Here is a 22624-nt window from a genome sequence, read left to right on the forward strand (position 1 = left end):
CCAAAACGCATTTTTCTTGAAATTACAGTTGCGCTTGCCTTATGACACGGTCCGAGTGCTTAAGCACACGCAAAGTTTCGAATTATTCTAAACTGCGTTCTAGAAAAGATGACACAGTTCGTCAAGTCTTCTCGTCGGAAGAATGCGGTTGGAGAATGAAAAAACACGACCGGAGTACCAATGCCCGAAGTCATTTTTAACGGCCCTGCGGGTCGCCTCGAAGGCCGTTATCAACCCTCCAAGGAAAAGAGCGCGCCGATAGCGATCATCCTTCATCCGCACCCGCAGTTCGGCGGCACGATGAACAACCAGATCGTTTATCAGCTCTTCTATCTTTTCCAGAAGCGCGGTTTCACGACGCTCCGGTTCAACTTCCGCTCCATCGGCCGCAGCCAGGGCGAGTTTGACCATGGCGCCGGCGAGCTTTCCGATGCCGCGTCCGCTCTCGACTGGGTGCAGAGCCTGCATCCCGATTCGAAAAGCTGCTGGGTCGCGGGTTATTCCTTTGGCGCCTGGATCGGCATGCAGCTTCTGATGCGTCGCCCGGAAATCGAAGGTTTCATGTCGATTGCGCCGCAGCCCAACACCTACGACTTCTCCTTCCTCGCCCCCTGCCCGTCTTCCGGTCTCATCATCAATGGCGACGCCGACAAGGTCGCGCCTGAGAAGGACGTCAACGGTCTGGTCGAAAAGCTGAAGACCCAGAAGGGCATTCTCATCACCCACCGCACCCTTCCCGGCGCCAACCACTTCTTCAACGGCAAGGTTGATGAGCTGATGAGCGAATGCGAGGACTACCTCGACCGCCGCCTGAATGGCGAACTGGTTCCGGAACCGGCAGCGAAGCGCATTCGGTGATTTAGGAGCGCAGCTTAGGTCAGTGTTGATCTACCTACAATGATCGACGGCGGGCTTGGCTGCACCCCTCTGCCCTGCCGGGCATCTCCCCACAGGTGGGGAGATCGAATCGTGGTGACCTCCCGACGCTCTTTAACGTAGCGACTCAGGCGGAGATCAGGCGTCTGGCCAATCTCCTCCTTGTGGGGGAGATGACCGCCAGGGCAGAGGGCGGTGAGCCAAGTCCGCCATCGTCTATTACGCCCTCACCAAAACCCCACCCGTAACCGGCTCATTCACACCGGTCGTCCCCGGATAGGTTAGCGGCAGCCCCTTCAGCGATCGCACCGCCAGATAGGCCCAGGCCTCCGCCTCCATCGCCCCGCCGTCGAACCCCGCCTCTTCCGCCGCGATTACCCGCGCACCCTGCTTTGCAGCAAGGCTCGCAAACTCTTCCATGATAACAGGATTGAGCCGCCCGCCGCCGCAGATCACATAGGTCTTAGCCGCTTCCGGCAGATAGCTCGCCGATTTGAGGATCGCGGCACCCGTCAGATGCGACAGCGTGCGTGCGCCGTCCGCCAGCGAAACCTCGCCCTTTTGCGGCGGCACGAAATCGCTGCGGTCAAGCGAGCGGCGGATATTGGCCGAGAAGAACGGGCTTTCCATGTAGCGCGTGACGAGCGAGGCAACGACGCTGCCGCCCGCCGCCGTCCTGCCGCCCTTGTCGAAGGCTTTGCCCGTATGCGCCTCGATCCACTGGTCGATCAGCATATTGCCGGGACCGCTGTCGAAAGCCGCAAGCCGCCCTCCCTCGCCGATATAGGTGAGATTGGATATGCCGCCGATATTGACGAAGACGGCGGGCGTTTCGAAGCCATCAGGCAGATTGGCGGAGAGCGCCATGTGGTACGCAGGAATGAGCGGTGCGCCCTGCCCGCCATGCACCATGTCGTTGGCGCGCATGTCGTAAACCACATCGATACCGGTTTCCTCGGCCAGAAGTGCGCCGTCGCCGATTTGCACGGTCAACGCCTCATCCGGCCGATGCAGCACCGTCTGGCCATGAAAACCGATCACGTCTATATCGCTGGCTTCAAGCCGGTGGCGGTGGAGGAAGGATTTGACTGCCGCCGCATGGGCAAGCGTCAGCTTGCGTTCCGCATCCGCGAGGTCACCCGGACGCTCGCGCCGTTCGCGAATGGCTTTGGCCGTAACCAGCGCCTTCTGCCACGTGGCGCGCAGGCCCGGATCATAGGGGAAATAACCGCTCGGCCCATGCCGGACCACGTTTTCGCCATCCGTGCGCAACAGGGCGATATCGATGCCGTCCATCGATGTCCCGCTCATCAGCCCGATTGCAGTTTTGACCTCGCCCACGCGCTGCTCCCTTTCAATATCGAATCATGCGGAGATGAATCGCCGTTATTCATGGCCGAAACGGGTGCACTTTTCAAAAAACAATGGTAAAGCCCCCCGCGTTCATTGACAGACAATGACGGCAAAGGTCCAACCAGAAAGAAAAAGGTTATGTCCAGGTTCAAGTCCGATTTCCTCCGCACGCTCGATGAGCGCGGCTTCATTCACCAGATCTCCGACGAGTCGGGTCTCGACGAACTGTTCGCCAAGGAAACCGTGACCGCCTATATCGGCTATGACCCGACGGCCTCCAGCCTGCATGTCGGCCACCTCACCCAGATCATGATGCTGCACTGGATGCAGAAGACCGGTCACCAGCCGATTTCGCTGATGGGCGGCGGCACCGGCATGGTTGGCGATCCCTCCTTCAAGGAGGAGGCCCGCAAGCTGATGACGATCGACATGATCGAGGACAACATCACCTCGCTCAAGCACGTCTTCGCCAACTACCTCGATTACGATCGCGCGGAAAATCCGGCGCTGATGATCAACAATGCCGACTGGCTGCGTGGACTCAACTACCTCGAATTCCTGCGCGACGTCGGCCGCCACTTCTCGGTCAACCGCATGCTGTCCTTCGACAGCGTGAAGACGCGCCTCGACCGCGAGCAGTCGCTGTCCTTCCTCGAATTCAACTACATGATCCTGCAGGCCTACGATTTCGTGGAGCTGAACCAGCGTACCGGCTGCCGCCTGCAGATGGGCGGCTCTGACCAGTGGGGCAACATCATCAACGGCATCGACCTCGGTCACCGCATGGGGACACCGCAGCTCTATGCGCTGACCTCCCCGCTTTTGACCACGTCTTCGGGTGCGAAGATGGGCAAGTCCGCTTCCGGTGCCGTCTGGCTCAACAAGGACCTGCTGCCGGTCTATGATTTCTGGCAATACTGGCGCAACACGGAAGACGCGGACGTGGTTCGCTTCGCGAAGCTCTTCACCACGCTGCCGATGGATGAGATCGCACGTATCGCCGCCCTTGGCGGATCTGAGATCAACGAGGCGAAGAAAATCCTCGCAACCGAAGTCACGGCCATTCTGCATGGCCGTGCCGCTGCCGAAGAAGCCGCCGAAACGGCGCGCAAGACTTTCGAGGAAGGCGCGCTTGCCGAAAACCTGCCCTCTATCGAGGTTCCGGCATCCGAACTCGATGCCGGCGTCGGCGTCCTGTCGCTCATCGTCCGCGCTGGCCTTGCCGGCTCGAATGGCGAAGCCCGCCGTCACGTTCAGGGCGGTGCGGTGAAGATCAACGACAAGGGCGTGTCGGACGACCGCCAGATGATCGGTTCCGCCGAAATCACCGGCGATGGCATCATCAAGCTTTCGGTTGGCAAGAAGAAGCACGTTCTCGTTCGCCCGGCGTAACACCCGCGCAAATCATCAGATGAAGGGCCGCGGAAGCGGCCTTTTTATTGAAACTCGAAAATCTGCCTGAAGACGCCGGGCGCTATCAGCGACAGCGGGTTTATAGTCAGCTTCGGCTGGTCCGTCTGGCCGGAAAGCTTGAAGGTGATGCCGAGCAGCCCGCGGTCGCGGGCCGTTGCCGAGGAAGATGCCGATGAAGGGCAATTCGCCGAACAGCCGGTTTAGGCCATAGGCGGGCATGAAGGTGCCTGTCATGTCCATACGGCCGTTCTGGTCCTTCAGCAGGCCCTGGAAGGTCGCACCGATCTGTTCGCCGCGCACCACGCCGTTTTCCACCGCAACCGAGCCGTTGACGTAAACGAGCCGGGCAAAACCGCGCTGGAATTTCTCCGAGCTGACATCGATATTGCGGCGGACCGCCGTGTTGAGGCTCCGGCCGTCGTCGCCCGTCGGCGTGGCGACGATATCCTGAAGCTTCGCTTCGTTGACGACGGCGAAATTGCGCAGATCGAGCGAGCCGCTCCAGTCGCTGCCGTTGACGGTCGAGAGTGCGAGATTGAGAAGACCACCACGAATGCGGGTGTAGATATTGGTGAAACGGGCAAGAGAACCGGCGTCGCTGCTGGTAAGCGTCACTGTTCCCGTCGCGCCGCGATTGGTCGTCTGGGCCACAACCGCCTGGCCTCTGCCGGTGACGCCGCGAAAATCGACCGAACGGACCTTGCCGTCACGCACACTGACATCGGCACTGACATTGGAAAGGATCTCGTCGTTGAAGCCGTAGACCTTGTCGAGTTGCGCCTTGATGGCAAGGGACGGCTGCGAACGCGATGTGCCGTCACCTGCCCCTGAGGAACTGCGAAGCTTTGAGAGGAAAGGCCGGAGATCGGCCGATTTTCCCGAAGCGTTGATGCTGTATCCGTTTTTGGAGGCAGTCACGGCGACGGCGTAATTGTCGGAAGGTGACAACTGCACGCGGCTGAGATCGGCCGAAATCAGCCCGTTCTTGGTGAAGGTGACATCTCCAGCAGCGCCGAAGCCGTCCCCGGTTAGGGAGAAATCACTGATCGTCGTGCGGCCATCGCTGGTTTCCAGGGTAAAGGTCGCTTTTGCCGGAATACCGACGCCCTTGCTCCATCCAAGCCCCGGCAGAATGATAGACGCCTTCGCCAGATCGAGCTGTATCTCCTGACTTTTCGTATCCGCGCCATCGATTTCCACAACGGTCGTGCCGCCAAGAACCGTGGAAAGCTCCGGTGCAAGCTTGGCGACCTGCGTCTCGTTCAGGGTTGCTTTCAGCGACAGCGTTGGAGCAACGTCGCTGTTCTTGCGCACCGGCTCCGTCATCTCGATAGACATCGGCACATCGTCCACCCGGCCCTTGCCTTCCAGCTTGAGCTGCCGGTCGTTGATGGACATGAAACCGTCAAGCGCGGTCACCTTGCGGCCGGCAAACGGCTTTGTCAGCGACAGGTTCTTCAGATCGAGATCGGCCGTCCACACCGGCGGCGGTGGATTTTGGCTGGAAAGCATGCCGACGGTCAGCTTTGCATTCGCCGTCACGTCGCCGGTGAAGTCATCCGGCTTGAACTGCGTATCCTTGAGCGCATTGATAGGCTTCAGCGTCGCAAGCTCCGCCACGGCATCGGCCGAGCCCGAAACGTTCAACTCGAGATTCCCAAGCAGGGGCTTTGCATAGACGTCGGACATGGAGAACCGGCTGTCCTCCAGCGCAAGCGACCGATTGGAGGCGAAATAGGATGTCGCGTTCTTGAGATCGACATTCATCCGGCTGCCGACGAGATTGAAATGCGCATCAACGTCGCGCAGCGGCGGAATGTCGCCGGTGGTATTGAGACGCGTACCGTCGATATCGAAGCGGATCTGCATTTCGCTCTCGCCCAGCACCAGCGGGCAACCGGGACCGCACATCCGTCCCTGCGGAATGAAGATCGCAATCGAGCCGTTCGTGACCGTGCCGCCATAAAGATTGGACACCACCCACTCGCGCGGCTTGTGCGCCATCCAGAACGGCCAGAGCTGCTTGACCGCCGTGGCCTCCATCTTGGGAATCTGTCCGGCGAAGCTGATTTCGGGCGAGCCCTGGCCGAAGCGGATTTTCAGCGAGCCTGCCATGTCTCCAAGCGGGCCGGTAACGTATAGCGAGGGAACCTCGAGCTGCCTGGTCGCGACATTGAATTGCCCGTCCGCCTTCAAGCTGAAAGGAACGGGTTCTTCGCCAGAGGCTTCGGCCGAGGCGACCGCATTGTCGATCCGCAGCGAAAGACCGAAGCCCTCTTGGGTATCCGTGATTTCCCCAGTGACCGGAATAGCCGTTCGCCCGAGATCGATCCGCGAATTCTCAATGACAAGACTGCTTTTCTGAAAATCGTAGCGCGCGTTGACGGTGCCGGCAGTGAAGGGCTGAGCCTCGCCGCCGATAAGAAGCATTCCATTGCCCATGCCGAGCGAGATTTCCAGCCGCGGCTCATGTCCGGGCATGGAACGCCGGGCGAGGATGCTTACACCGGTCTTGACGTTCAGCCCCTCATGAAGATTGCCCTCAGGATCGAATTTTTCCAGAAAAGGACCGATGTCGAAACCGTCTATGCGCGCGTCGAAACCATCGATCACGCCGCCTGCTCCCGATGTCTTCAGCGACAGGCTGGCGATTTCGCCGTTAAACAGCGTTTCACCCTCAAGCGAATATCCGCCCTGCTGGTCAGGGGTCAACGAAAGTTCGCGCACTTCAACGACGCGTGGCTTGCCGGCTTCGCTCGGCGGCAAGTGGATCGAAACGCTGGAAATATCGATTTCCTCGGTTCCGCTGCTTAAAAACGCCTGCGCCAATTTGTCCAGCTGGGAAAACGCCGCCTGCAACTGCTGCGGCACGGCGTCCATCCGGATGCTGGCGAGATCGAAACCGTTACCCTTGGGCAAAAGGGCCGTATCGAGTTCCATCCCGTCGGCCTCAAGGCTTTGCACGGAGACGCGTCCGGTCAAAAGCGCTAGCGGATCAAGCGCCATCCCGATAGCCCTTGCCCGGCTCAGATGCTGGCCGGATTCCTTCTCGACGATATCCACATCCTCGGCCACCAGCGCAAGCCGCAGGCCGGTCGAGAACCGTATGGCGGAAGAACCGATTCGCGCGCTGTAGTGGGGTCCGAGCGCCCGTTCGAGCGCCTGCTGCGCCTGGCTGGAAAGGGCATTGTCGATCGATCCGGTTTCGACGGAGACGATGATGCCGCCGATGGACAGGAAGGCCAGTACGAAAAGAGCAGCGAAAATCTTGATGAGAGCACGCGCCATGGAGCGCGGCGCCGGGCAATGCACGATGAGAGGATCTTCGGCCTGCGCCGAAGGAAGATCATGCAGCGCAACGATATCGCGCTTGCTGAACTTGACCTTTTCACCCCTCACTTCAGCCATACGCCCGTGTTTGCCCCTGAATAGCTTTTGTTTCGCCTCAACACTGGACGACGCCCGGTTTCGCTATATATCGAATGTGGCGACTTTCACTCAACATCCCGGCGAAAGAAAGATGATTATGACAGAACTGACGATTGGCAGCCCTGCTCCGGATTTTACTTTGCCCCGCAACGGTGAAGGAACGGTGACATTGTCCGGCCTGCGAGGCAAGGCGGTCGTTCTCTATTTCTACCCGAAGGACGACACATCCGGCTGCACCGCCGAAGCGATAGATTTCAGTGCCCTTGGCGCGGAATTCGAGGCCGCCAATACTGTTGTCATCGGCATTTCTCCTGATAGCGTCAAAAGCCACGACAAGTTTGCTGCAAAACACAAGCTTTCCGTGATGCTGGCCGCCGACGAGGAACGGAAGGCTCTCGAGGCCTACGGCGTCTGGAAGGAAAAAAGCATGTATGGCAAAAAATACATGGGTGTCGAACGCACCACCGTCCTCGTAGCACCTGACGGTACGATCGCGGAAATCTGGAACAAAGTGAAGGTTCCGGGCCACGCACAGGCCGTTCTCGACGCCGCACGGAAGCTCTGAGAGACGCCCCCTATCGTGACGCCCACCTTCAAGATCATCTCGCTGCGCGGCGGCGCCACCGAGGCGATTGCCTGCGCCGATCTCGACAGAAAAACCGCACTGGCGCAGGAAACGGCGACACGATGGTTCGAGCGCCGCCTGTCGCTGCGCTCCCCCCTCGATCCACCCCTGCCCGAACGTCCGGGCAGGCCGGAGAAACCGGAACTCGTTCCGCCGACCGCCGTCGAGCGCCGCTCCCTCCACAGCGTCAAGGGCCGCATAGCGCTGCTGCACGCCATCGCCCATATCGAGCTGAACGCCGTTGACCTCGCGCTCGACATCGTCGCCCGTTATGCCAGCGAGCCGGTGCCGCATTCCTTTTTCGACGGCTGGATGCAGGTTGCCTTCGAGGAGGCGAAACATTTCCGGCTGGTGCGGGAAAGGCTGCGAAACCTCGGCGCGGATTACGGCGATCTGCCCGCCCATGACGGGCTCTGGCAGGCGGCGCATTCAACCCGCAACGACCTCACCGCGCGGCTCGCAGTCGTGCCGCTCATCCTCGAGGCGCGCGGACTGGACGTGACGCCCTCCCTGCAGGCGAAGATGCGCGAAACCGGAGACCTCGAAAGCGCCGCCGTTCTCGATGTCATCTACAATGACGAAAAGGGCCATGTCGCCATCGGCGCCAAATGGTTTCGCTTCCTGTGCGCCCGTGAAAAGAAGGACCCGGCCGCAACCTTCAGGCAACTGGTGCGTGCCAATTTCCGCGGACCGCTGAAACCGCCCTTCAACGACCTCGCCCGCGCCGAAGCGGGATTGACGCCATCCTTTTACCGCTCGCTCACCGGCGTCAGCAACAGCAACTGACGCCCGCAGCCCGGCGCATGGTGCAAAACTTCGTTAACCTTAACGAAGTATGATTTCCTGTGAGAAATCGGCCAGTCCGGAGAGAGATTTTGACTGATACAGCGGAAAACCGGGTATTCGGCAAAAAGCGGCAGCAGCACGTTCTGGTGCTGGCAAGCGGTGACAAGGTCCGGCACATGACGATCCGGCCGTGGATGACGGCGCTTGCCGGCTGCACGATCGGCCTTTTCTCGCTCGGTTATCTCGGCGCCACCGGCTATCTCATCCTGCGTGACGACCTGATCGGCGCGACCATGGCGCGCCAGACCCGTATGCAGCACGATTACGAAGACCGTATCGCCGCGCTGAGGGCGCAGGTGGACCGCGTTACCTCAAGGCAGTTGCTCGACCAGCAGGTGGTTGAAAAGAAAGTGGAAAAGCTGCTGCAACAGCAGGCGGCACTCACGTCCAGACACGGGCGCATGAGCGAATTGCTGGAGCGCGCGGAAAATTCCGGCATCGCCGCCTCCACGGCCACAGCCCCCATTCCAACCGCGCCCTCCTCGCTCTCGAACGCGATGGCACCGGAAAAACGCGCCGATCTGACAGGTGGTCTCTCCGCCATAGAAAATCTGATGGCCCCCCGCCCATCGCAGCCGGAAAAGGCAGCCGGAACCGACAAGCGGGCGTCCTATGTGCCCGACAACGGCGAAACGCCTTCCGACCGCGCCGACCGCGTGTTTTCCAAGGTCACGCTGTCGCTGAAGGATATCGAACGCCAGCAGATATCCCGGATAGCCAGACTGACCAGCGACGCCGAGGACAAGGCGAGCGCGATGCAGGATATCATCCGGCAGGCGGGTCTGAAAATCGACGAAAGTGGCACGGACGGTGTCGGCGGCCCCTATGCGGATCCGCAGGGGAATGAAACCGATCCCTTCAATATGTCTCTGACCAATCTAGACAATGCGCTCAATCGGCTGGATATCGTCAAGGAAACCGCAACCGCCCTGCCCTTTGGCAATCCGGCCCCCGGCAGGGCGATCACCAGCCGATTCGGAAACCGGCTCGACCCGTTCCTTGGACGGCCCGCCTTACATACCGGCATCGATTTTCGCGCCGAAACAGGCGCCGACGTCAAGGCGACGGGCGCTGGAAAGGTAACGGTTGCGGAAAACTCCGGCGGCTACGGCAATATGGTCGAGATCGATCACGGCCAGGGCGTATCGACGCGATTCGGCCATCTCTCCACCATTCTGGTCAGAGCCGGGGACAAGGTGGAGGCCGGCGACATCGTTGGCCGTGCTGGCAGCACCGGCCGCTCCACCGGTCCGCACGTACATTACGAGGTCCGCCGCAACGACACGCCTGTTGATCCGATGCGATTTCTGGTCGCCGGGGCCGAGCTTAAAACCTATCTCAAATAGCAGTCCGATTTTAACGCTTTTTTCGCCCTTTTTACGATAAATCGCCCGAAACCGCGCCGAAGGCTCAAAAGCCTCGCCAACGTGTCGCCGTTTCGCGCGCATTTCCGGTTGTTTCCTTGACTTTCTGGCAATTTGGGCATATCCCCGCGCCAAGTCTTTGCAAGTGTCGCAGCGGCACGCAGGTATTCTTACCGAACCAGAACGGAAAAAGTTCTTCCTTTGACAACATTCTCTGATCTTGGCCTGAGCCAAAAAGTTCTTTCCGCTATTGCAGATGCCGGCTACACGACGCCGACACCCATTCAGGCTGGCGCAATTCCGCCCGCTCTCGAAAAGCGTGATATCTGCGGTATCGCACAGACCGGCACGGGGAAAACCGCATCCTTCGTTCTGCCGATGCTCACACTGCTGGAAAAAGGCCGCGCACGCGCCAGAATGCCGCGCACGCTGATCCTCGAGCCGACCCGCGAACTAGCGGCTCAGGTAGCCGAAAACTTCGAGAAATACGGCAAGAATCACAAGCTGAACGTCGCCCTTCTGATTGGTGGCGTTTCGTTTGAAGATCAGGACCGCAAGCTTGAGCGCGGCGCCGATGTTCTCATCTGCACGCCCGGCCGCCTTCTCGACCATTGCGAGCGCGGCAAGCTCCTGATGACCGGCGTTGAAATCCTCGTGATCGATGAAGCCGACCGCATGCTGGATATGGGCTTCATTCCCGATATCGAACGCATCGCCAAGATGATTCCCTTTACCCGGCAAACCCTGTTCTTCTCGGCCACCATGCCGCCGGAAATCCAGAAGCTTGCCGACAGGTTCCTGCAGAACCCGACCCGTATCGAGGTTGCCAAACCCTCCTCCACGGCTAAGACCGTTACCCAGCGCATCGTCGCTTCACATAACAAGGACTATGAGAAGCGCGCTGTCCTTCGCGATCTCGTCCGTGCTGAAGAAGCGGAACTCAAGAACGCGATCATTTTCTGCAATCGTAAAAAGGACGTTGCCGACCTCTTCCGTTCGCTGGATCGTCACGGCTTTTCCGTCGGCGCGCTGCATGGCGACATGGACCAGCGTTCGCGCACGACCATGCTGCAGAACTTCCGGGACGGTCAGCTGACGCTGCTGGTCGCTTCCGACGTTGCAGCCCGCGGTCTTGATATTCCCGATGTCAGCCACGTCTTCAACTTCGACGTTCCCATTCATGCCGAAGACTATGTCCACCGCATTGGCCGTACCGGTCGTGCTGGCCGTTCGGGCAAGGCCTTCACCCTCGTCACCAAGAGCGATGCGAAATATCTCGACGCGATCGAAAAGCTGATCACCGAGAAGGTCGAATGGCTGAACGGTGACCTGTCCTCCCTCCCCGCGCCCATGGAAAGCTTTGAAAGCAATACCGGCCGCCGGGGCACCAAGGAACGTGGCGGCAGAGGTCGCGACAGAAACCGTCGCGATGCACCTGCATCGCCGGTCGAAAACATCAATCAGGGTGCACAATCCACTACTGTGGATACGGACATCGCGGCTCACGGAGAAGACAAGGTGAAGGCAGAACGCAGACCGGAAAAGACCCCGCGCAATTCCGAGCGCAACAGCCGCAACCTGAACCCGCTGCACGCCAATGACGACAACCGCGACCGTCGCCGCCATTATCGTGACCATGACGATGGCCCGACGCCTGTTGGTTTCGGCGATGACATTCCCGCATTCATGCTGATCGTGGCCAACGCCAAGGGCTGAGCCCCAAAGGCCTGACGCAGGAAACAATACGCATGACGCCGACGATCAAGCCAGGACAAGATTTTCCGGGCGTCGGCGTTGGGCTTGCCATATTGCGTGATGGCCGCTTGCTTTTATGCCGGCGCTTGAAAGCGCCGGAAGCCGGATACTGGAATATTCCGGGCGGCAAAGTCGATCACCTGGAATCATCCCTCGCCGCAGCACGGCGAGAGGCTGAAGAAGAGACCGGGCTGACAATCGGCAAGGTCGAATTTCTCTGTCATAGCGAATATATCAATGTTGCAGACCGGCACCATTGGGTCTCGCTGATCTTCGTCACCCGCGACACGCAGGGTGAGCCGGTACTTACAGAACCGGACAAGCTTTCCGATATCGGCTGGTTCGACCCCGACAACCTTCCCGAACCTATCTCTGCCTTTGCAAAAGACGCGCTGGCTGCTCTGGCGAAATAAAGCCGCATAGCGGACGGAAGCGGCATCAGCGCTGACCGGCGTGGGATTTTCGCGGCTTTCAACTGCGCCTTGAGCCACACCAAAAACAGGGCTCGACTGCGACAGACGCAACGCTCCTGCGCGATTTCCTTTCGGAAAACCCAATACTGGAAGAATATCTTTTCGGGAAGCTTTTCGAATGCAATTTAAAATTGCTTAAATTAGCACTAGATAAAAAACCGCCCCGGTTGCCCGAAGCGGTTTATACGTAATGAAAATAATAGAATATAGAATGTAATATAGTTTGGCAGTGCTTACGTTCGGAACACTTCCGAGGCTTGTTACAGCCAATTTCAGTCGTCCCCTGAAACACCTATATCTAATCTAATCATTTACTTTTCGTCAAGCAGATCTTCTCGCAAATGCGAAAAAAACATGGCAAAGCACAAATAAAACCCAGGGAAATATGTATATTCCCTTTTGATATCAATAAATTAGATGAGTGGAAATAAAATGTGCATTTTATTGGGGTGCACTATAAAAGGCATAATCGCAAACCCGCCCTTATAAAACTGTGCTTATACGCACTGCATGTTACAGTTTTATAAAGTAAAAATGCTCTAAACCATAACGCGCAGTACTTCCGCTCTCATGAAATTACAGAGTGAATTGCGGACCTCAAAAAATGAATCTCGGCAAAAAACAATCGCGCGCGATCATATTGAATATATACAACCATAACGCGTCATTGCGGACTGCTGTTTCAAATTGGATGAGTTGCGATCAAAACCGCCGTGCAGTGAACGATGATGTGCGATTATGATGGGTGTCAGCGATTTTTCCTTTGGAAAACCAGTTGTTGCCGATAAACATCAAACCGGGACAACAGGATTTCGCGCACGTCATGCTTTCACTTCGCCTGCTAACGATCATCGCCGGTTTTGCCTTTGCGGGCTCAGCATGCGCGGCGTCGATCGGCATCGTTGCCCCGCAGAACGGCCCATACGAACTCCTGGGGCAACAGGTCAGGCAGGGCGCGAAGGCCGCGGCCGCCAAACTCGGGCTAGATGTCGTTGAAATCCATGAAAGCTGCGAAGACGGCAGCGGCGGCGCGATCGCCGATGGTCTCGTGGCCGCCAAGGTCAGCGCGGCAATCGGCTTCTTGTGCACGGAAACGCTTCAGGGCGTTCTGCCGCCTCTGAAGTCAGCCGCCATTCCAGCGATCACGCTTTCCAGCCGTGCCCCGATCCTGATGGAAGACGCTCTGAAATATGGCTGGCCGCTTTTCCGCCTAGCGCCATCGGACAAGGCCGAATCGGACCGGGCCGCAGAAATCATCCTGCGCGACTGGAAGGGACATTCCATTGGGCTCGTGGATGATGGCACGATCTTCAGCCGCGATCTGGTTGATCGCATCCGTTCCACGCTGGAGGAGAACGGGCTGAAACCGACACTCACCGATACGCTGCGCCCGGCACAGGAGCAACAGGTGGCGCTTGTGCGCCGGCTGGGGCGCACCGGCATCACCCATGTCTTCATCGGCGCGGAACGCAACGACGTCGCGATTGTCGCCAGAGACGCCGGCTCGGAAAACATTCCGCTCACCATCATGAGCGGCGACGCCATGAATGCGGCAAACAACCCCGTGCCACTTGCGGCAAATGTGCTAGCGGTCACGCGCCCGGCCTATGACACATTACCTTCGGCACAGGCCGTCGCCGGCGAATTGCGTGCCGCCAATATCGAGCCGGAAGGTTACGTCCTGCCCTCCTATGCGGCTGCGGAACTGACTGCGGCGCTTGCCGAAGCAGCCCAATCCCAAGGGAAACCCGCACCGGAGATACTGGCGAACGGCACCGTCTTCAAAACCGTGCTCGGCGATATCGCTTTCAACCCTTCGCATGAGCTTGCAGACAATCCCTATCACCTGCAGCGCTGGAACGGCCAGCGTTTCCAACCGGCGGACAAGGCCGAAAGACAATAGGTGAAGCCGGCATCGCTGGAAATTCAGTAAGCCGCGGCTGAAAACCGGCGGCAACCGCGCGACAAACCGTTTCAAACCCTGATACTTGATGCTAAAGGCAGCTTACGCAACGCGTCGAGAGGAGTTTGCCCCATGTCCCTGCCCATCCGGATAGCACCGTCCATTCTGGCGTCCAATTTCGCCAAGCTGGGACAGGAAGTCGCCGATGTGACGGAAGCGGGCGCAGACTGGATCCATCTCGATGTCATGGACGGCCATTTCGTGCCCAACATCTCGTTCGGTCCTGACGTCATCAAGGCGCTGCGCCCGCACAGCAATGCCTTTTTCGACTGCCACCTGATGATTGCCCCGGTTGATCCCTACCTCGAAGCCTTCGCCAAGGCCGGCTGCGACGGCATTACCGTCCATGCGGAGGCCGGCCCGCATCTCCATCGCTCGCTCCAGACCATCCGCACGCTCGGCAGGAAGGCCGGCGTGACGCTCAACCCCGCCACGCCGCTTTCGGTCATCGAAAACGTGCTTGACGATGTCGATCTCGTGCTGATCATGAGCGTCAATCCCGGTTTCGGCGGACAGAAATTCATTCCGGCCATGCTCGACAAGATCCGTGCGGCAAAGGCCATGATCGGCGACCGGCCGATCGAACTTGAAGTGGACGGCGGCGTGACGGCGGAGACAGCCGGCGCCATCGTCGCAGCCGGTGCCAACGCGCTGGTGGCCGGTTCGGCCGTCTTCAAGGGCGATGGCGTCGCAGACTATCGCAAGACGGTTTCGTTGTTGCGCTCGGTGTCGGAAGCCGCCCGGTCCTGACCCGCCGCAGCAGCCGGATACGCCGGAGACGGGACGGCAGGGCGTTTGGGTGGGGGCTTTGATGAACAGCGACAGGCGGAATTTCCGCAACGTGATCCCGGCAGCGCTGTTTTCGCTCCTCGCTCCGCTTGTCTGGGCCGCCATCTCGGCAGCCACCGCTACCCTCGGCCTCTATCTCCGCAACCGGCTGGAAACCGACCATGCCGCCGATATCGCCATGCTGTTCTTCTTCGGCGGTCTCCTGGGCTGGCCGCTGGCCATGGTTGCCTTGCGCTTCCTGCCCGCATCCACCAGCCTGCCGCTGCGCTTTGCGGCAAGCTGTCTTGCCATCGCTTTTTTCACGATCGCGGTCGCGGCGGCATTTTTCGCGCTCCAGTACCGCATCTTTTATGCGCAATGGCACGCGCCGGCATTCTCCCGCATCTGGTTTTTCCAGCAGTTTTTCACCTCGCTTGGTGCGATCTACCAGTTCTGCATTCTCGGCCTCGGCCTCTATTTTCCGTTCGCCGCCATTCCGCTTGCGCTGGCAGGCGCAATCCTTTGCCGCCGGGCGCACAGAGCGCCACGCGTCCGTTCGGACGTACAAAGGACGCTCTAGCATTTTGAATGTACGCATCAGGCCGATGCGCAGGCTTGATAGATTGAGATTCGCGGAACACTTTGCTAAACGGGCAGCAAAATTCCTCCACAAAGAAAGTCATTGCCATGATCCCTCGTTACTCCCGGCCGGAAATGGTCGCCATCTGGTCGCCGGAAACAAAATTCCGCATCTGGTTCGAGATCGAGGCGCATGCCTGTGACGCGCTGGCCGAGCTCGGCGTCATTCCGAAATCGGCAGCACAGACCATCTGGGAAAAAGGCGGCAGCGCGACTTTCGACGTCGCCCGTATCGACGAGATCGAGGCCGTCACCAAACACGACGTCATCGCCTTCCTCACCCATCTTGCCGAATTCGTCGGTCCAGACAGCCGTTTCATCCACCAGGGCATGACCTCGTCCGACGTGCTGGACACAACCCTCAACATCCAGCTCGTGCGCGCTGCCGATCTGCTGCTGGCCGATATGGACCGCGTGCTGGCGGCGCTCAAGACCCGCGCTTTCGAACACAAGAACACGGTACGCATCGGCCGCAGCCACGGCATCCACGCCGAGCCGACCACGATGGGCCTGACCTTCGCCCGCTTCTACGCAGAGATGCACCGCAACCGCGAGCGTCTCGTCAATGCGCGCGCCGAAATCGCCACGGGCGCGATCTCCGGTGCTGTCGGCACCTTCGCCAATATCGATCCGCGCGTCGAGGAACATGTCTGCGCAAAGCTCGGCCTCGTGCCCGAGCCGGTCTCCACGCAGGTCATCCCGCGTGACCGCCACGCCATGTTCTTCGCCATCCTCGGCGTCATCGCCTCGTCGATCGAAAACGTCGCCATCGAAATCCGCCACATGCAGCGCACCGAGGTTCTGGAAGCGGAAGAGTTCTTCTCTCCCGGCCAGAAGGGTTCGTCGGCCATGCCGCACAAGCGTAACCCGGTTCTCACCGAAAACCTCACGGGCCTTGCCCGCCTCGTGCGCATGTCGGTCGTTCCCGCGCTTGAAAACGTGGCGCTCTGGCATGAGCGTGACATCAGCCACTCCTCCGTGGAGCGCGCCATCGGCCCCGACACCACAGTCACCCTCGATTTTGCGCTGAACCGCCTTGCCGGCGTCATCGAAAAGCTGGTGATCTATCCCGACAACATGCTGAAGAACATGAACAAGTTCCGAGGCCTCGTGCATTCGCAGCGCGTTCTTCTGGCGCTGACGCAGGCCGGCGTTTCCCGCGAGGACGCCTACCGCCTGGTGCAGCGCAATGCCATGAGGGTCTGGGAACAGGGTGCAGATTTCCTTGAGGAACTGCTGGGCGACGAGGAAGTGCGCGCCGCCCTTCCCGAAAGCGTCATCCGCGAAAAATTCGACCTCGGTTACCACACCAAGCATGTCGACACGATCTTCGCCCGCGTCTTCGGCAACGCCTGAGGCGAGGCTCCCGAAGTTAATGCCGTCGCGACCTTGATCGTGACGGCATGAAACCACAGATATGGGCCCATGAAAGTTTCAGAAGCAGATATTCTCATCGTACCGGGTTACACCAATTCCGGTCCTGACCACTGGCAGACCCGCTGGGAGCGTAAGCTTTCGACAGCGCGCCGCGTCGAGCAGGCTGAATGGTCAAAACCGGTGAAGGAAGACTGGATCGCGCGGCTGGTGGAAGAGGTCAACGCCTCGACCAAGCCCGTTGTCATCGTCGCCCATTCGTTGGGCGTGCCGACCGTCATCCACGCCCTTCCGGAAATCGGCAAGAAGGTTGCAGGCGCACTTCTGGTGGCGCCGCCGGATGTCGCAAATCCCGATATCAGGCCGAAACATCTGATGACCTTCGGTCCCTATCCGCGCGATCCCCTGCCGTTTCCGGCGATCACAATCGCCAGTCGCAACGATCCCTTCGGCTCCTACGAACATGCCGACGATATTGCCGCCGCCTGGGGTGCCATGTTGGTGGATGCAGGCATGTCCGGCCATATCAACGCCGAGTCTGGCCATGGCCCCTGGCCCGAGGGTGGCATGGTATTTGCCCAGTTCCTGAGCCGCCTCAAGGTGAACGAGCCCTGACGATTGCGGCCAGCCGCTGAAGCCGGTCGATTTTCGGCCGGGCAACATTCTTCCGCCCGACACAAGAATTGAAGGGAAGATATGCGAGCCGCATTGTAGAATGCACTCTTTTCCTTTATGGGACCGCTCAAAGACAGAAACGCAACGCCACCAGAATCGGCGTAAACCAAGAGACCTGCCATTATGAACCGTCGCCGCCGTATTTACGAAGGCAAGGCCAAGATCCTCTACGAAGGTCCGGAGCCAGGCACGCTTATCCAGTTCTTCAAGGACGATGCGACTGCCTTCAACAAGAAAAAACACGAAGTCATCGACGGCAAAGGTGTGTTGAACAACCGGATTTGTGAATATGTCTTCACGCATCTGAACAAGATCGGTATTCCCACACACTTCATCCGCCGCCTCAACATGCGCGAGCAGTTGATCAAGGAAGTCGAGATGATCCCGCTCGAGATCGTCGTGCGCAATGTCGCCGCCGGCTCGCTGTCGAAGCGCCTCGGCATCGATGAAGGCGTGGTTCTGCCGCGCTCCATCATCGAGTTCTATTACAAGTCTGACGAGCTGGAAGACCCGATGGTCTCCGAAGAGCACATCACCGCCTTCGGCTGGGCCAACCCTGCCGAGCTTGACGACATCATGGCACTGGCGATCCGCGTCAACGACTTCCTGTCCGGCCTGTTCCTGGGCGTCGGCATCCAGCTGGTCGACTTCAAGATCGAATGCGGCCGCCTGTTCGAAGGCGATATGATGCGCATCATCCTCGCCGACGAGATTTCGCCCGATAGCTGCCGCCTGTGGGACATCGAGACCCAGAAAAAAATGGACAAGGACCTGTTCCGCCGCGACATGGGCGGCCTCGTGGAAGCCTATTCCGAAGTGGCACGCCGTCTCGGCATCATCAATGAAAACGAACCGATCCGCGGCACCGGCCCTGTCCTGGTAAAGTAATTTCGGCCTCGTGAAATAATATCGGCCCAGCAAGGTAAAATCAGGAGAAGATCAGGTGATCAAGGCACGGGTGACTGTTACGCTGAAGAACGGCGTTCTCGATCCGCAGGGCAAGGCAATTGAAGGCGCACTCGGCAGCCTCGGTTTCGGTGGCGTCGGCCATGTCCGTCAGGGCAAGGTCTTCGATCTGGAACTGGAAGGTGCAGACAAGGCCAAGGCTGAGACCGACCTGAAGGCGATGTGCGAAAAGCTCCTGGCCAATACGGTTATCGAAAACTACTCTATCGCCATTCTCTAAAGCCGCAGGAGCCGCCGACCATGAAATCCGCTGTCGTCCAACTTCCCGGCCTCAACCGCGATCGCGACATGATCGCGGCACTCACGAAAATCTCCGGCAAGGCGCCCGTCACCATCTGGCAGACGGAGACGACTATTCCGGATGTCGACCTGATCGTCATTCCGGGCGGTTTTTCCTATGGCGACTATCTGCGTTGCGGTGCGATTGCTGCACGCATGCCGGTCATGCAGGCCATTCGCGAAAAGGCTGAACAGGGCGTCAAGGTTCTTGGCGTCTGCAACGGCTTCCAGATTTTGGTCGAAGCGGGCATGCTGCCGGGCGCGCTGATGCGCAACGCCTCGCTGAAATTCGTCTGCCGCGAAGTGAAACTCGAAGTCGTCAACAACGATACCGAATTCACCCGCGCCTATGACAAGGGTCAGGTTCTGCGCTGCCCCGTCGCCCACCACGATGGCAACTATTTCCTCGATACGGATGAGCTTAAGTCCGTCGAAGACAACGGTCAGGTCGTTTTCCGTTATGCTGATGGCACCAACCCGAACGGCTCGCTGAACGACATTGCCGGCGTCATCAACGCCAAGGGCAACGTTCTTGGCATGATGCCGCACCCGGAAAACCTGATCGAAGCTGCCCATGGCGGCAATGACGGCCGTGGCCTCTTCGCCTCGGCGCTTGGCGTTATCGCAGCCTGACAAGCGGGCGGGCCACCCGCCTGCCCTCTTCCCGATGATGCTCTTTACGGCTCCAGTTTTTGGCCCTTACCTTGGATGACGCGATGAACCGCCTGCTCCGTTCCCACGCCCCGAAGGCCGCTGGATTGCTTCTCGCCGCAGCAGCGCTTGCTGCGTGCCAGCCCAAGCCGCAACCGGCATCGTCCTCCGCATCCCGTGCGGCATTACCGACGATGGAGCGAATCGCGCTTGGCGCCAATGCCTGCTGGTTCAAATCGGGCGATCCGGCGTTCAAGGCCTATCGTCTGGCGCCCGAACTCAACTCCTTCTCGGGCCGTCCGCGCATTCTGCTCGTACCGCGCAACAGCCCGGAATCGCGCCCGATGCTGGTCATTCAGGCAGAAGGTAACCCGGCAAAGCTCGACGCTTTCGGCCCCGTTATGAACGAAGCCATCTCCGGCCGCATCGCAACCGACGTCAAACGCTGGGCGAATGGCGGCAAGGGCTGCTGATTGGGCAAAACTGCGCTAAAAGCCGACCAAATACAAAAAAGACCCGCCGACGCCGGTTGGGACTGGCGTGGCGGGCCTGCCGAATGGCTGTTCAGGCACCGGGGAAAGATGGCGCCGCTCTCCGGCAGAAAATCAAAGCGGCCGTGACGGCCATGAAAACAGCTGCGATCTCGTGGCCTCCTTCAAGGCCTCGTCCCGCGTAACGCCGATATCGTCCAGAAGATCGTCGGACAATTCCCGCAAGGCAAGCCGTCCCTGACGTTTGCCATGCCAGTTGGACAATCCCGCAATCAGGCGGCCAATAAGCGTGTGAGCGATCCGGGCCGGAAAGGGCGACGGTGCGACCATGTCGCCGGTATCGCGGAACACGCGTTCCCGTTCGTAGCCGTCAGGATAAAGCGTATCCGCTGTCGAAAGGTATTGATCCATCTTGCGCATATTGCACCTATTGTCTCCGTGCGTTTGATCTCATTGACTGCATCCGATAAATACAATTGACTTGCGGACAGATACAATGCATAAATTGTCACCATGACAAATTGGCTTCCCGATATCACCGAGGGCAACGGCCCCATTTACCTTCGCCTCGCGGACAAGATCGAAGGCGCAATTTCGGATGGCATCTTGCAGGCCGGGTCGAAATTGCCGCCGCAGCGCAATCTCGCTTTCGATCTGGGCGTTACAATCGGTACAATCAGCCGGGCATATGCCCTCATCCACGAACGCGGCCTCGTCAGCGGCGAAGTCGGCCGTGGCACCTATGTCAACGAGCGTAAGGCTGCCGCCCCGTTATCACGCGTGGAACCGACGGCATCGGCATTCGGCGGCACGCGCTACGCCGTGGACACGAGCGCCGAATTCCGCCTGAACACCACGGCTGCTCCCGATGTCGGGCAGAGCGCGCTGGTCAGCAAACACGTCGAGGCGGTGACGAGAGAGCATCCGTTCGAAATTTCCAACTACACCCGCTCCTTTCCCGACAACTGGTGCATGGCGGGCGTTCGCTGGCTTTCCCAGAACGGCTGGTCGCCCAAACCCGAAAACATCGTTTCGACGCTTGGCGCCCATGCTGCGGTGATGAGCGTGGTAACGGCAATGACCGCGCCGGGCGACCGTATCGTTTTCGAACCCCTCACCTATTCCCATATCAGCCGCAGCGCCGCCCTTGCCGGACGGCGGGTGACACTGGTGGAAGTGGATGAGAAAGGCATTATCCCCGATGATTTCGAGCGCGTTTGCGCCCAGCAGCATCCAAAAATGATCTTCCTGATGTCGGCGGGCCAGAACCCGACCTGCGCCACCCTGCCCGAGGAGCGGCGGCGGGCGATCGCCGATATCGCCCGCAGATACGGCGTATGGATCGTGGAGGACAATCTCTATGGCGCCATGACGCGGGATGCGATCCCACTCATTGCGGAATTCGCGCCCGATCTTACCTTCGTTGTCGGCGGCCTGTCGAAATCCGTTTCCGCCGGCGTCAGGGGCGGCTGGGTCGCCTGCCCGGCGCAATTCGCCTCGAGAATTCGAATTTCACATTCGATGATAACCGGCGGACTGCCGTTCATGCTGGCCGAACTGAATGCACGCCTCGTCAACAGCGGCGACGCAGACGACATCCGCAAGGACTGTATCGCCGAGATCAACCAGCGCGAGGCCCTCGCCAGACGCATTTTTGCGGGTCTGGAATTCAACTCCCTGCCGGACATCGCCTTTCTGTGGCTGAGGCTGCCTGAACCGTGGCTGTCTGGAACCTTCCGCAGCGCCGCCATGAAGGAAGGTGTGCTGATAGACGACGAGGACGAGTTCAAGGCCGGGCGCACGGAGAAGGTTTACCACCGTGTCCGCATCAGCCTTTCCGGGCCGTCAAACCAGGAAGAACTGAAGCATGCCCTGGGTATCCTGCGGCATTTGCTCGACAATGGTTCAGCCGGTTACGAAAGCGAGGCGTGAGCGGGAACGAGTCTTTCCTGCAACACGCCCCCTAATTCAGTAACTCATTATTTACCACGCCGACGAATCTGCCATCCTTTCCCTACTTCGGAGCGGGGAATGATTCGATGGCAGCATTCGGTTCCATATCCGCCAGGGCATTTGTTGCTCTCGCGATGGTTTTCGCAGCATGTGTGTTGAGTGACATGACACCGGCCGCCGCCGCAGACGGCACGGTGTTCGATGAATTGCGTTTCGGGGTCACAACCTCGCTTGCCGATCGCAATGGTGGCGGCGAAGATGGCGTATTCCCGGCCTTCACTGCCTATTTCGATCCTTTCGCGAGCGCCTCGGCCGTCACCTTTGGCGAAAAGCTTGCCCGACCGCGTCTGCATCTGGGTGCGGAAATCGGCACCGAGGGCGAAGCAAATACCATTTACGGCGGTATCAACTGGACCTTCGACCTCAATCCGAAGATTTTCGTCGACCTCGGCTTTGGCGGCCTGTGGCATGACGGCAGGCTGAGAAACGGTCCGGGCGAAACTGGCGCGGAATTCGGTTGCCGCGTGCTTTTTCATGAATATGCCGCCATCGGATATCGCTTCAACAGCAACTGGAATATTTCGACCCAGATCGAACATGCCTCCCATGCCAATCTGTGCGACGGCCCCAATGACGGGCTGACGCGTGTCGGACTTATGGTCGGCTACAAGTTCTGAATAACCCAACAAAGCAGCGTTTTGCTGGCAAAACTGCGCATTTTCCTGTCGCAC

20 protein-coding genes and 1 pseudogene are annotated in these 22624 nt (G+C 59.3%); 18 read left to right on the forward strand and 3 right to left on the reverse strand.

Features of this window, described 5'->3' with window-relative positions; translation table 11 throughout:
* Positions 1-180: 180 nt before the first annotated feature.
* Positions 181-858: an alpha/beta hydrolase gene (locus CRO62_RS26625; RefSeq protein ID WP_003507952.1), complete on the forward strand. Its 678-nt coding sequence runs from the start codon at positions 181-183 to the stop codon at positions 856-858.
* A 237-nt stretch (positions 859-1095) separates the two neighbouring features.
* Here CRO62_RS26625 and CRO62_RS26630 read toward each other — a convergent pair whose 3' ends face one another.
* Positions 1096-2217 (reverse strand): anhydro-N-acetylmuramic acid kinase, encoded by a 1122-nt coding sequence (locus tag CRO62_RS26630; RefSeq protein ID WP_019567102.1) that lies wholly within the window; start codon positions 2215-2217, stop codon positions 1096-1098.
* A 150-nt stretch (positions 2218-2367) separates the two neighbouring features.
* Here CRO62_RS26630 and tyrS point away from each other — a divergent pair, with 150 nt between their 5' ends.
* Positions 2368-3621, forward strand: a complete 1254-nt coding sequence (gene tyrS / locus CRO62_RS26635; RefSeq protein WP_003515978.1) for a tyrosine--tRNA ligase — start codon at positions 2368-2370, stop codon at positions 3619-3621.
* A gap of 44 nt (positions 3622-3665) precedes the next feature.
* Here the strand turns inward: tyrS and CRO62_RS26640 are convergent.
* Positions 3666-7050 (reverse strand): annotated as a pseudogene (locus tag CRO62_RS26640) (DUF3971 domain-containing protein).
* A 118-nt stretch (positions 7051-7168) separates the two neighbouring features.
* On the opposite strand from CRO62_RS26640, the gene CRO62_RS26645 reads away from it, so the two are divergent.
* From CRO62_RS26645 to CRO62_RS26710, 14 genes are all read left to right on the forward strand, one after another.
* Entirely contained in the window at positions 7169-7636 is a 468-nt protein-coding gene (locus tag CRO62_RS26645) for a peroxiredoxin (RefSeq protein WP_013636380.1), read from the forward strand.
* A 15-nt stretch (positions 7637-7651) separates the two neighbouring features.
* A complete protein-coding gene (locus CRO62_RS26650; protein ID WP_097102936.1) occupies positions 7652-8482 on the forward strand; it encodes a ferritin-like domain-containing protein in 831 nt (276 codons plus the stop codon).
* A gap of 89 nt (positions 8483-8571) precedes the next feature.
* Positions 8572-9888, forward strand: a complete 1317-nt coding sequence (locus CRO62_RS26655) for a peptidoglycan DD-metalloendopeptidase family protein (RefSeq protein WP_097102938.1) — start codon at positions 8572-8574, stop codon at positions 9886-9888.
* A 219-nt stretch (positions 9889-10107) separates the two neighbouring features.
* Positions 10108-11622, forward strand: coding sequence for a DEAD/DEAH box helicase (locus CRO62_RS26660; RefSeq protein WP_019567097.1), 1515 nt, complete (start codon positions 10108-10110; stop codon positions 11620-11622).
* A gap of 32 nt (positions 11623-11654) precedes the next feature.
* Positions 11655-12074, forward strand: a complete 420-nt coding sequence (locus CRO62_RS26665) for an NUDIX domain-containing protein (protein WP_097102940.1) — start codon at positions 11655-11657, stop codon at positions 12072-12074.
* An 883-nt stretch (positions 12075-12957) separates the two neighbouring features.
* Positions 12958-14037, forward strand: a complete 1080-nt coding sequence (locus CRO62_RS26670; protein ID WP_097103369.1) for an ABC transporter substrate-binding protein — start codon at positions 12958-12960, stop codon at positions 14035-14037.
* Positions 14038-14169: 132 nt separating this feature from the next.
* The gene (rpe, locus tag CRO62_RS26675) at positions 14170-14847 is read left to right on the forward strand and encodes a ribulose-phosphate 3-epimerase (RefSeq protein ID WP_003515995.1); all 678 of its coding nucleotides are present in this window, start codon (positions 14170-14172) and stop codon (positions 14845-14847) included.
* A gap of 61 nt (positions 14848-14908) precedes the next feature.
* Positions 14909-15445, forward strand: coding sequence for a hypothetical protein (locus CRO62_RS26680; RefSeq protein WP_097102943.1), 537 nt, complete (start codon positions 14909-14911; stop codon positions 15443-15445).
* Between the two features lie 107 nt (positions 15446-15552).
* A complete protein-coding gene (gene purB / locus CRO62_RS26685; protein ID WP_025593893.1) occupies positions 15553-16860 on the forward strand; it encodes an adenylosuccinate lyase in 1308 nt (435 codons plus the stop codon).
* Positions 16861-16929: 69 nt separating this feature from the next.
* A complete protein-coding gene (locus CRO62_RS26690; protein WP_003516000.1) occupies positions 16930-17493 on the forward strand; it encodes an alpha/beta hydrolase in 564 nt (187 codons plus the stop codon).
* Positions 17494-17676: 183 nt separating this feature from the next.
* The gene (gene purC / locus CRO62_RS26695; protein WP_003516002.1) at positions 17677-18441 is read left to right on the forward strand and encodes a phosphoribosylaminoimidazolesuccinocarboxamide synthase; all 765 of its coding nucleotides are present in this window, start codon (positions 17677-17679) and stop codon (positions 18439-18441) included.
* A gap of 55 nt (positions 18442-18496) precedes the next feature.
* A complete protein-coding gene (purS, locus tag CRO62_RS26700) occupies positions 18497-18739 on the forward strand; it encodes a phosphoribosylformylglycinamidine synthase subunit PurS (protein WP_003495372.1) in 243 nt (80 codons plus the stop codon).
* A gap of 20 nt (positions 18740-18759) precedes the next feature.
* On the forward strand, positions 18760-19431 hold the full coding sequence (gene purQ / locus CRO62_RS26705; protein ID WP_003516005.1) for a phosphoribosylformylglycinamidine synthase subunit PurQ: 672 nt from the start codon (positions 18760-18762) through the stop codon (positions 19429-19431).
* 83 nt (positions 19432-19514) lie between these two features.
* Entirely contained in the window at positions 19515-19922 is a 408-nt protein-coding gene (locus CRO62_RS26710) for a hypothetical protein (RefSeq protein WP_003516006.1), read from the forward strand.
* A gap of 132 nt (positions 19923-20054) precedes the next feature.
* Here CRO62_RS26710 and CRO62_RS26715 read toward each other — a convergent pair whose 3' ends face one another.
* On the reverse strand, positions 20055-20360 hold the full coding sequence (locus tag CRO62_RS26715; protein ID WP_097102945.1) for a DUF1127 domain-containing protein: 306 nt from the start codon (positions 20358-20360) through the stop codon (positions 20055-20057).
* 93 nt (positions 20361-20453) lie between these two features.
* Here CRO62_RS26715 and CRO62_RS26720 point away from each other — a divergent pair, with 93 nt between their 5' ends.
* The gene (locus CRO62_RS26720) at positions 20454-21872 is read left to right on the forward strand and encodes a PLP-dependent aminotransferase family protein (RefSeq protein WP_003516009.1); all 1419 of its coding nucleotides are present in this window, start codon (positions 20454-20456) and stop codon (positions 21870-21872) included.
* Between the two features lie 107 nt (positions 21873-21979).
* Entirely contained in the window at positions 21980-22570 is a 591-nt protein-coding gene (locus CRO62_RS26725) for an acyloxyacyl hydrolase (protein WP_065660805.1), read from the forward strand.
* Positions 22571-22624: the final 54 nt, after the last annotated feature.

Origin of the sequence: Rhizobium sp. AN6A (genome assembly GCF_900215635.1) — a bacterium.
Lineage (GTDB): Bacteria > Pseudomonadota > Alphaproteobacteria > Rhizobiales > Rhizobiaceae > Agrobacterium > Agrobacterium tumefaciens.